The following is a 10785-nucleotide window of genomic DNA, read 5'->3' on the forward strand; positions in this document are numbered from 1 at the left end:
GACCTGCGCGTGATGGAGTGGGCCGAGGAGACGGACTCGGGGGTCGCCGCCGCGCCGGAACACTCCTCGGGGCGCGTGCTGGAGCACGTCCGCTCGACCGACGACCTCGTGTTCGCCCCCGGCGACGCGGCGGCGGTGCTGCGGACGATGTACGCCTGGCGGTGTCTGGCCGAACTGAACGGGGAGTGAATAGCCGACTCGCCGACGATGGTAAACAGTATCGGGGATGTCCTATACACCCTTGCTTTAGATCCCGTCATTCGCTTCTACCGGAAGGAGACTTGGTGACGGAGTCAATGAAAACATTCAATCACAATTGTATTTTCTATTGATATGGTGTAGGTGTGTGTCACAGCGAGTCCGGAACTATCGACCGACACGATCTCGATCAGTCGACCGTCGGAACAGGACGTTTCTTGTGTCTGGTCTGACTCTACTCGTCGTCAGCAAGATCGCGGACGTGGTGACGACGGCTGTAGGGCTGCTGTACATTCCGGGCATCACCGAACTCAATCCGATCGCAGAGAGTGTATTCCAGAGTATGGGTCTGATAGTCGGAGTCGTCGTGTTCGGATTCTCGGTCGTGTTCTGTGTGGCCCTCGCTGTCGAATTATGTGTCTGTGAACTGTACCGTCTGACCAGGTCGGCAGGTGCCAGTGTCTGCCTCAGGCTCGGCGCGTACGGGACCCTGTCGGTCGTATATTTTTACGCCGCGTATCGGAACGCGATCCTGATCGCTGATAACGTATCCATTTGGTTACTATTGTGAATGCCGACCGGACGGACCTACTCGCGAGCACCGGTTCGATGTCAACCGGACGGTCGGAACTCCGAAGACAATGGACAAAACTGAATACCGGCGAGGGAACAGTTTTCGTAACGGGCTCATAAACGGTGGGTGAAATGGCCGGCTGTCGTGTCGTTCGACGAGTGACTCTACCCTAACAATGGCCTTCGAGGACAGAGCGGAATATTTCATCGCGGTACGCGCGCAACCGATCGCCGTTGGACTCGCGATCGTCGGACTCGTTTGCCTCGGCAGCGCAGGATACATATTCTTGACACCGACGGTGGACACCGTCAGCGAGGAGACGAACGTCCAGACGATCGAAAGCGATGTCGACACGACCGCGGTCGTCACCGGGAACACGACTCTCTACGACCGTGGGACGACCCTTCGTAACCGATCGGTATATTTCACGTCCGCGACGCCGGAACTCACATTCGTCGTCCAGACAGCGGTCCCGGCGGACCAATCCGTGGAACTCACCCACGTGTTAACCTTCGAGGTCGTCGGTTTACGGGACGAACGACCGTTCTTTACTGAGCGACGCACGCTCATAAACAAGTCGACAACAACTACCAACGGAACCGCAACGGAGTCGGCGAGTATCAACGTCTCCGACGTCCGAAGAGATCTACAGGAGCGCCAGGCGGTCGTCGGCGGAGCCGGCGAGTTCCAGATCACGGTACAACTGAACGTCTCCTATGCAACCGAGGACTACGAGGGGACTATCTCGGCGTCAACGCCGTTCGTCATCTCCGGCCAGGCATACTACCTCTCTGAGGAACTGAGCGCCGAGGAGACACGCTCGACGACCGTGACACGTGAGGTTCGTCGTCCGCCGACGCTGTTCGAGTATGGCGGACTGGGTGTCCTGGGCCTGATCCTGTTCGGTGTGAGTGCCACGGTCATCAGGATCGAACGGACCGCCGATACCGAGGCACTTAAAGTAAACATCATTCACGATAGGAACGATGAGTGGATCTCGCGCGGCGAGTTCCCGACGGAGTCGGACAAGCAGTATATCTCCATCCTGACGCTGGAGGACCTAGTTGACGTCGCGATCGACTCGGGCAGACGCGTGATCTTCGACCCGAGCATCGACGCGTACGCCGTGATCGATGGGGACGAGATCTACTACTACGCCCACGACGCTGACGAGACCGACATGTGGCTCGACTTCTGAGTCAGACAACTGCTCCGACCTGTTCGACAGACTCTGTAGGGAAGGGTCACAACCTCTGAGGGGGTCTGTCTTGTCCTAGGCTGCTCATCACCGTCGTTGGAAACAGAGAGCCATCGAAAAATATCGTCACGATAATGAGAACTGACCAGTCACTCGGACCGATCGAACTCCTCGAATCGATACCGATGATTCAGATAGGTGTGATACACAGCCGACGCCGCGAAGACGACCACGATCGCCGTAGGATACGCGAGTTCCGGTATCGTTTCGGTTGGGAGGAACTCGAGCCAGAGCGCGGCCATCACCACTGCCGAGAGCGCTGACAGCCCGAGATAGTACACGCCCCATGGGACTGATCCTTCGGGAACGATATCGAGGTAGATATCGAGCCGCTCGATCCGGTCGGTCAGTTCAACCGTTCCGTTTTCGAACTCGACGACACCGGCCCTGTCAAGACGCGGGAGGTGAGTCTGTTGAAGCGAGGTGTAGACGGCCTTCCGCTCGCTCGAAGAGATTTCAGAAACGTCTTTCTCGTGTTCGAGTGCAGCTACGTGCTCTGCGAGGTCAGAGAGCGATACTTTTCCATCGGCCTGCTTACAATATTGGATGGCGTACCGACGACGACTGTTGCTGATGAGGTCGAATATTTCATCGCGTGAGAGGTCGTCGCTGTCCGACCGGCCAACGAGCACGCCGCCGTCACCGCGAGCAGCCATCGGTCGTCATACTGGATATCGGTTAGACATATAATTTCTCCCATGTGTCGAAGAAGCGGCGGAATTAACCGGTACTGTGTCGAATCGAACCGCTTGTGTCACGGAGAACGGACTCAGGGCCGATCGATCAGGATCCGGAGATCGACGTCGTAGTCGTCTCCGGGGAGGTCGGCAAGCGTTCCGGGGGGGGAGTCCGGGATGAGGTTCACCTGAACGCCGAACGGAACCGAGTCGCCGGATTCGAGCGTGCCGTCGGCGACTGCTGGGTCGTCGCTGACGGCGAGGAGGTCGTCGCCGGACTCGCCAGTGGTTTCAAGAGGTGTGCTGCCGGCAGTCACTTGTAAGGCCGACTCGATCTCTGTGAGCGTTTCGGGGGGGAGGGTATCGCTGGTCGCTTCGAACTCGAAGTAGATCCCGGTCAGGTCGTTACTCGCCACGTTCGTGACTGCGATGATGTCTTCGAACCGGGTGGTTGCGTATTGGTTGACCCCATCACGGTCGCCCCCAGGAGTGATCGCGGTGACGTATCCGTCGGTGTTCGTCTCGACGTGGATCGGGGGGGCGTTGACGGGCGTGAGTTCGATATCGTTCGGTGCGACAACGCGGAACGAAGCGTCCCCGGATGACGCGACTGAGGATGACGCATTAAGACTGACGACGCCGCCGGTTGCGATCGCACTCCCGATCGTGACGAGGATTTGGCGGCGTCGGTGCATCATGGGGAAGAGAACGTTTGTTCGATCAGGCGGACTCCGTTGCGTCCGCGGTGACCTCCTCTATGAGACTATAGGAGGTGCTGGAGAACCCGGTCCCGCTCTGATCCTGATCGAACGTCCCGTCGTTCGCTAGGTTGTCCACCAGTTCGGAGTGACTCGCGTTAATCGACAGGTCGATATTTTTTGAGCTTCCCGAACCGGACAGCGTAAATCGGGTGGATGGAGTACTTCCGCCGCCGGTGGGCGAGTATTGAGTCGAGTCGCTGCCATCGACCAACTGGAACGTCTTCTGCGCGACACTTGCATCCACCGCTGACGGACCGTTGGTGACGGTGTCCCCGTATCCCGTGTATGTGAATCCCACATCGTAATCGGTCGAACTACTATTATTCGTCACTGTGCACACCTGGCCGACGTTCCCGTGGTTTACGCCCAACTCGGCCGCGACCTGGATCTCGACCATTCCGTCGACATCGTTGACGTAGACGAGCGGGAGATCGGCAAACTCGAGTTCCCCAAACCGGATACCGTCGGTACCGATGGCGGAGGAATCGCTGGGATCGACAATAACGTCTCCACTGCTGCTGGCAGGTCCAGTAATCGTGATGTCAGCACCCGGGGCAACAACCCGGAAACTGCTGTCGCTATTACTGCTAGTAACCGAACTGACCGCACCCGTCCCCAGCGCCATTCCGGAGCCGACACCGACTGTTCCGACCGCCGTGATAAATCTTCGCCGTTTCATTGTTGAATTTCAGATATTTTCTTGTTGTCGTCTTACTTCAATCTTTAGCTTTCCTCAGCGACGATCGTCAGCCCCGAGGTGGGTGCGTCGCTGTTGTCGGTGAGGGTCTGATCGCGCGTGTCGATCTCGACATCCAGCTCGGCGGAGTTTCCGACATCGATAGTCTGAGTCGCACCGTCACCGACGGAGTTCTCACCGGTTGGGCCGACGTAGAACGTCACGTACGCGACAGCGTTGTTATCCCCGTCCTCGACCAGCAGCGACGCCGATCCGCCGGCGGACGCAGTGTCCACACCCTCGGTCGAGACGCCGACCGTCGCCGAGGAATCGTCTGCCGCGTTGTTCGTGATCGTCACGACACCGTCGAGCGTCGTCACCGCCTCCTGGTTGAACCCGCTGTCGCCCGGGCCGCCGAGGTCGATCGTCAGCGTTCCGTCGCCGCTGTCGTCGGTGACGTACTGGTCGTCGCCGGTGATCGACAGGAACGCGCTCGCGTCGCCGGCGGTGCTCACTTCGACGGACCGCTCCGCGCTCACCGTCGTAAATGCGCCCGTACCCACGAGAGCGCCACCGCCCCCGACTATCGCTCCGAGTCCGATCAGGATGTTTCGTCTGTTGACTGCCATTGTGTGCTCCCGACACAGGGTCGCTGTGTCTCTAACCACTCCTTACTCCCCTATCAACTTTGTATTCCGGTACTTGAAGGACGTTCAAGCTGAGCCGGCGATCGGAAAGCTCGGCTTTACCGGCTGGGAGCGGCGTTCAAGCTCGCCTTTCGACACGGAATGGGCGCTCGAATGATCCCTTCCCCCGGAGGTTCGGGTTCCAGCACCACTCAGGATCCCTATGAGTCCCACCCGAGCAGCGCGCGTAACCGGAACGAACGGTTATACATCCGTGTCGTCTACACGACTCCGTGAAGGCGACCGACGTCATCCAGTACGGGGTCCTCCTGCTGTTAGTGCTGGGAGCCGGCGCGCTACTGCTGGGTCAAGCGCTCGGTCAGCCGATCCTGCTGGGGTTCGTTGAGACGGGGAGCATGGCTCCGACTCTCCAACCCGGAGACGGCTTCATCGCGGTCCCGGCGGCGCTTACCCCCCCGCCCGAGGAAGGTGACGTGATCGTGTTCGAGGCGCAGGAGCTACAGGGCGGGGGGCTGACGACCCACCGCGTCGTGGGGGAGACAGAAGCGGGTTATATCACCCGCGGCGACGCCAATCCGTTTACCGACCAGGAGGGTGTCGAGCCGCCAGTCACCGAATCCCAGATCGTCGCCGAGGCACTCCAGATCAACGGGGAGGTCGTCGTGATCCCGAACCTCGGGGTCGCGGTCACGGGAATCCAGGCGGTGTTTGGCGGGGCGGTGGAGGCGACCCTATCGACGCTGAATCTCGGCACCGTGTTCGACGATGCGGGTCCGGCACAGACGTTCGTCTGGATCGGAATCGGTTTGATCGTTGTCAGCGTACTCACCGGCGGCGGAGGCGGGTCGCGACAGACGAACCGGTCGCGACGCCGCGGGGACTACATCCGTACGTCAACGTTCCTCCTCGTCTTGATCCTCATCGTCGTCACACCGGCGACCGCGAGCATGGTTCTGGCATCGGGGACGACCTCGTTCGATATCGTGAGTTCGGAAGCGCCGAACGACAGTCCGCTGGTTATCGGCGTCGGCGAAGAGACGACGATCGAATACCGCGTCATCAACGACGGGTTCGTCCCGATGATGACGGTCATCGAACCGGGACACCCGGATCTCTCGGTCTCGCGGTCGGTGTTCGTCGTGTCCGGGCGCTCCGAGGAAACGACGACGCTGACTATCCGGGCCCCTGACACGACCGGCGCGTACTCCCGGTCGATCTCAGAGTGGCGCTATCTCCCGGTTCTACCGCGGTCGGTGATCCTCTCCCTTCACGAGATCCATCCGTACATCGCCATCGCCGCGATCGATCTTCTGCTCGTGGGATTGTCCGTGTCCCTTGGAGCGATCTCGGTGGGGTTGGGTCCGATCCGGCTACGGTCGACAGGACGGAACATCACCCTCCTACAGCGGGTCAAGCGTCGGCTGTTGTGAGCGGGTCGAATGGAGTGACCGATACGAGAGGTCGTCACCCCGCGCGCACCTGTCCGCGGTCGGGCGTTCCTGAGACGGTGACCCCTTTGGGACTGTAGACGAGCGTGTTGTCCCGGCTGCGAATGTTTAGTCCGTCGACCCTGAGCGTCGCCGAGTCCTGATCCAGTTCTGCGGAGAGGCCACCGTTCTGAGTCGTCACCGAGGCGTTCGAGAGTGTCATGTCACCCGACGAGCCTAGCGTGATATCCGTGTTCGTCTCGATACTCGTCCCGGACGCGTCCAACTGACCGGCGGACGTGATCACGATGTCGCCGTTCTGTGCGTCGACGGTCGAGCCCACCAAGCCGAGCGGGCCCTCTCCAGTAGTAAGTAAGATAGCGTTATTCGTCGATATCTCCGCCCCGGACGCGTCGATCTCACCCGCCTCTACGGAGATATCGCCGTTTTGTGACGTCAGCGTTGTGCCAGACAGCGAAGCCGTTCCCTCCTCCACCTCGATAGAGATATCGTTGTTCGTCGATAACGACGTGCCAACCGAACTGAACGACGACCCGGAGACATCGATGTCGCCGTTCTGTGCGTCCACGGTCGCCTCTTCGAGCGTGACGGAGCCACCGTCCGCGGCGAGCGTGATATCGGTGTTCGTAGTGAGCTCGGTGTTGCGAACTTCGATGCCTCGCGCCGCAACGTCGAGGGCACCATTGTTTCCGGCGACCGTGGAGTCGACGAACGAAACCGTCTCCTCGGACTCGATCGAAACCCCCTGGTTGCTCCGCAGGGTCGTCGTGCGGACCGTGACTGATCGGGCTTCGATGTCGAATCCTTCCCTCGAAGTGACGGTCTCGCCGTCCGTGTGGATCACGAGGTCAGCATCCGAATTCTCGAACGACGCCAGTTCCGACTCGGTGTACGTCGCTTCGCCGTCGTCGTACTCGCCGTCCCCGTCGGTGTCGACGTATGCGACGCCGCTGGATGGTGCACGAGCGTCACCGCCCGACCCGCCGTTCCCCGGGCAATCATACTCGAACTGTGCAGTGAGCCTCGCAGTAGTGATCGACGTGTCAGAACCGCTCGCCTCGCTCACAGTCACGGTTAGCGTCGCCACACCCGACCCGCCGCCAGACGGGGCACACCGAGCGAACAACCGCTGCTGGCCTCCGTTTGTGATCGTAGTCGTCTCCGAGTTCGTTTCGAGCTCAACTGCGTCAGTATCGACGGTCGCGTCGTATGTAACCGTGAGCGCGGAATCGACGTTATTGACCAACGCCGCGACTGCGGTACCCTCGTCGTCGGACGAGCGTCCCGGAGAGGTAACCGCCTCTCCGGTACCGACCAGCGCGAGTAATGCGTCGTTGTCTTCCGCCACGGAGACATCTACGGGCCGGTCGCCCGCGATAGTACTGTAGCTCCCAGTCGGCACGACGCTGAAGGCCAGTCCGCCGACGACGAGCAACACCCCCAGATACCAGAGTGACCGAGACATGTGAATCTTCGTTGGCGGTACGTTGTGTTTCTAGTGGCGTCCCTCTTGTACACTTCGAAGAACTATTCAGTTCGATAACACACCAGAACGGTATACGATGATGGAATCGAAAGAGAGTACCCTTAATTTTGGTAAACGTTGTGCGTTCTCGGTGCATATAGGCAATACTGTTTTCACCGTGGAATGATTTTACTTGCCAAGAGAACTGATGGAGATGGCTGATGACTCCTCCGACGATAGGGAACTGGACCCCTCAGTCGATTCGTTAGAGGAGTGGTTAGCCGAGCAAGCAGCACGGGAGGGTGTTTCGGAGGAAGAGCTCTTCCAACGGTTACTCTCATCGTATTGGACACTCAACGAGGTCTCACAGCTGTTGGATTCAGCCGAGCAGAACAGCTTGTTCGGAGAGTTGTCGGACCGGGAGGCTGACGATACGACTACAGACGTCCGTCCGGATGGGGAACCCCAGTCGTCGTCGGATACTAGATCCGAAAGCGACGGCGACACGTCCACCGAGGAGGACGAAAAGAAGCTTTACGAGCGACTCGGATTGCTCGAAGCGAAACTCGAGGCAGAGATCGAACGGGGAACGGAGGTGGAGTCACAACTTCGTTCCGCCATCGAGCAACTCGAGGCGACCGAGACAGAGGTTGTTGAACACGAGTCCAAGACCCGGGCGCAGATACGGGACCTCCACGAGAAAATCGGCGCGATCGAATCGGAGATAACAGAAGAACAGGACCGGATCGAGTCACGGCTCGACAGGGAGTTCGAAGACCTCGAGACGATCCTCGAACATCTGCTTACGACGACTGAGTCGCTCGAAACACAGATCGAACGGATCGAGCGACAGCAGCGGTCGAAGACCGAGGCGCTTCAGTCGGCGCTCGAAGAGGTGCAGGTCGATCAGTTGCAGCTCCAGCGGCTGCTGCAAGAGGCCGAAGAGATCGGAGCCACGTCGGCGAGCTGTGAGAACTGCGACACGACGATCGATTTATCATTGCTCGCGAGCCCGGAGTGCCACAACTGTGGACGTCGGCTGACCGGGATCGACGAGGAAACGAAGTGGTTCCTGTTCGGCGATCCGATAGCACGAACCGCAGATTCACGAGCGGGCAACCGGCAGGAACCGGATCGGTCCCGAGAATCACTCTCCGAGACCCCTACCGAACCCCCGAACCGGCCGACCGATAGTGCCGGTCGATCGACGGATGACAACCAGTTCAGTCTCGGTTCCGAACCCGACCACGAGGAGACATCCGCGGCCGTCCGCACCGGATCCGAATCCGAACAACGAGCTGATGTGAGTGCCTCCGAAGAGACTTCCGAGCAGCAATCGATACCCACAGACCTCCCTGACGACATCGAGCGACGAATCGGTGAAGGATCCGAGTCCGAGACTGTCGACGCGGAGACGGAACCGGGCGAGAAATCCGACTTGGCCGAAAGTTTCGATTGGCAGGATCCCGAGTAAGGTACCCACAACCTAAGTCGTAGGCGTTCCTCGCGGGAGGGTTTCAGCCCACACTTCGTTCGCTGTCGAGGGCGGGTTACTCGACCGACAGCGACCCGTGTTCGTCGAAATCGAGGACGGTATCGAATAGAGAAGTGAACGTCTGAACGGTCTCATCGGGATGGCTCTCCGGATCGAGGTGGTAGTGTGCACGTGCACCCGTAGATTCCACGCGTCCACGGAGAACATGCAGGAACCGGAACACTCGCTGGTTGTCATTGGCGGCCGCGATCAGTTCGGAGACGGAGTGTACACAGACAACTGTCTTATTCGGTGAGTCTGCCCGTTCGCCCATCGCCTTGCTAGTCAAGATCCCGATTCGGCGGAGATCCGTCGGATCCGATATCCTGTTGATCGTGACATCGGGAAGGTCGGCTCCGCCCGCAGACCGGTCGTATGTCTGAACGTACGTGACCGTTATATTCTCGATCGGGTTCGATATGTAGTTCCGAAGAAACGAAAGTCGTTCCTCCGGCGATTGATCGACCAGTAACAGTATCAGGTCGACGGTCTCACCTGGCTGTGCCGCCATTAGCCTCGAACAGAGGCTCTCCTCGGTCGCACAGTCCGCGGGGCCTTTCACCAGTACGTTGGACGCACCGTCGATCAGTTCTAGAATCGCTTCCGTTTTCGCGTCGGTTGTCGGTGACGTGGTGCTCGTACTGTCCCGATCGACGACGTCCCACTCCTCGTGTCCGGTGTCATCCGTGTCGGAATCAACCGCGTTCTGATGAGCTTCTCCCTTCTTTTCTCGGATCGAATCGGCGAGATCAGCCAATGACTCCGACCGTGAATCGGAGTCCTCGGAATTCCCACTTGAATTGTTTCGAACTCGATCTGCTAAGTGGGACAACGAGGAACGGTCGGACTCTTCTTTGGAGTCGTCGGACTCACCCGGCTCTCTGTCACCGTCCTGACCCACATCTCTATGTTTCGATCCACCGGTAAATATTGATCTGTTCGATGATTCGCTGCCTCCGAGAAAGAAACTCCTACGATCGAAGATGGGGATCTATCCGTCAGATCGTTAAATACTCGTCTTCTGTCCGAAATCACTGCATCGAAATATATCTGAGAAAGTATTTTCATGTGTCAAATCAATCGGTAGTGTATGGATACATTCCGCCGGGCGACGTACGCGGAGATATCGAACGCGATTCGCGAGATCGCGGATGTCTCCGTCGAACTAGGTCAACCTGCCGGAGACTGACGTGACCGTGGGGGAGTTCCGAGTCGACCACTGCTGCCTCCGGCGAGATGATCCGTGTTGGCTATGCGAATCGGAACGGCACCACTTCACAGGTGTGGGCTGAATACGCGGTTCCATCAACTATCCCATCCCACACGCCTTCGGCGTGTTGAAGCTATAGTGTCCGTGAACTCCGCCTCAAACCCGTTCGGTTGGGCGGTAATGCAGGCGGTCGAAACACACCCACGAGAGCGATATGACTTGTCATCATTCGAAACGTTAGACGGAACTCGTGTGGAGCAAGCAGGAGGATGGCCGCTGATTCGTGCGAGCGGAACGCAAACCGCTTGTTCGGATCACCACAGGGGCACGTAACGTT

10 protein-coding genes and 1 pseudogene are annotated in these 10785 nt (G+C 59.1%); 5 read left to right on the plus strand and 6 right to left on the minus strand.

Features of this window, described 5'->3' with window-relative positions:
• The 3 genes and pseudogenes from ACQUQ1_RS20810 to ACQUQ1_RS20820 form a co-directional block, all read left to right on the plus strand.
• Positions 1-189 (plus strand): annotated as a pseudogene (locus ACQUQ1_RS20810) (HAD family hydrolase); the annotation flags it as partial.
• Between the two features lie 229 nt (positions 190-418).
• Positions 419-769 carry a DUF5658 family protein gene (locus tag ACQUQ1_RS20815; protein WP_435066169.1) on the plus strand — a complete coding sequence of 117 codons (351 nt, stop codon included), beginning with the start codon at positions 419-421 and terminating at the stop codon, positions 767-769.
• A gap of 178 nt (positions 770-947) precedes the next feature.
• Positions 948-1970, plus strand: a complete 1023-nt coding sequence (locus ACQUQ1_RS20820) for a DUF5305 family protein (protein ID WP_435066170.1) — start codon at positions 948-950, stop codon at positions 1968-1970.
• Between the two features lie 149 nt (positions 1971-2119).
• Here the strand turns inward: ACQUQ1_RS20820 and ACQUQ1_RS20825 are convergent, their stop codons facing one another.
• The 4 genes from ACQUQ1_RS20825 to ACQUQ1_RS20840 form a co-directional block, all read right to left on the minus strand.
• Positions 2120-2686, minus strand: a complete 567-nt coding sequence (locus tag ACQUQ1_RS20825; RefSeq protein WP_435066171.1) for a DUF7344 domain-containing protein — start codon at positions 2684-2686, stop codon at positions 2120-2122.
• A gap of 113 nt (positions 2687-2799) precedes the next feature.
• Positions 2800-3405 (minus strand): hypothetical protein, encoded by a 606-nt coding sequence (locus tag ACQUQ1_RS20830; RefSeq protein WP_435066172.1) that lies wholly within the window; start codon positions 3403-3405, stop codon positions 2800-2802.
• A gap of 22 nt (positions 3406-3427) precedes the next feature.
• Positions 3428-4093, minus strand: coding sequence for a hypothetical protein (locus ACQUQ1_RS20835; protein ID WP_435066173.1), 666 nt, complete (start codon positions 4091-4093; stop codon positions 3428-3430).
• 98 nt (positions 4094-4191) lie between these two features.
• Entirely contained in the window at positions 4192-4659 is a 468-nt protein-coding gene (locus ACQUQ1_RS20840) for a hypothetical protein (protein ID WP_435066174.1), read from the minus strand.
• A 404-nt stretch (positions 4660-5063) separates the two neighbouring features.
• On the opposite strand from ACQUQ1_RS20840, the gene ACQUQ1_RS20845 reads away from it, so the two are divergent.
• Positions 5064-6221, plus strand: a complete 1158-nt coding sequence (locus ACQUQ1_RS20845) for a S26 family signal peptidase (protein ID WP_435066175.1) — start codon at positions 5064-5066, stop codon at positions 6219-6221.
• Between the two features lie 34 nt (positions 6222-6255).
• Here the strand turns inward: ACQUQ1_RS20845 and ACQUQ1_RS20850 are convergent, their stop codons facing one another.
• On the minus strand, positions 6256-7677 hold the full coding sequence (locus ACQUQ1_RS20850) for a hypothetical protein (RefSeq protein ID WP_435066176.1): 1422 nt from the start codon (positions 7675-7677) through the stop codon (positions 6256-6258).
• A 241-nt stretch (positions 7678-7918) separates the two neighbouring features.
• Between ACQUQ1_RS20850 and ACQUQ1_RS20855 the strand changes: the two genes are divergently transcribed.
• Positions 7919-9178, plus strand: coding sequence for a hypothetical protein (locus tag ACQUQ1_RS20855; RefSeq protein ID WP_435066177.1), 1260 nt, complete (start codon positions 7919-7921; stop codon positions 9176-9178).
• A gap of 76 nt (positions 9179-9254) precedes the next feature.
• Here ACQUQ1_RS20855 and ACQUQ1_RS20860 read toward each other — a convergent pair whose 3' ends face one another.
• Positions 9255-9995 (minus strand): DUF7504 family protein, encoded by a 741-nt coding sequence (locus ACQUQ1_RS20860; RefSeq protein WP_435066178.1) that lies wholly within the window; start codon positions 9993-9995, stop codon positions 9255-9257.
• Between the last annotated feature and the right edge of the window lie 790 nt (positions 9996-10785).

The sequence above is a fragment of the Halobaculum sp. EA56 genome, from assembly GCF_051195075.1.
Taxonomy (GTDB): domain Archaea; phylum Halobacteriota; class Halobacteria; order Halobacteriales; family Haloferacaceae; genus Halobaculum.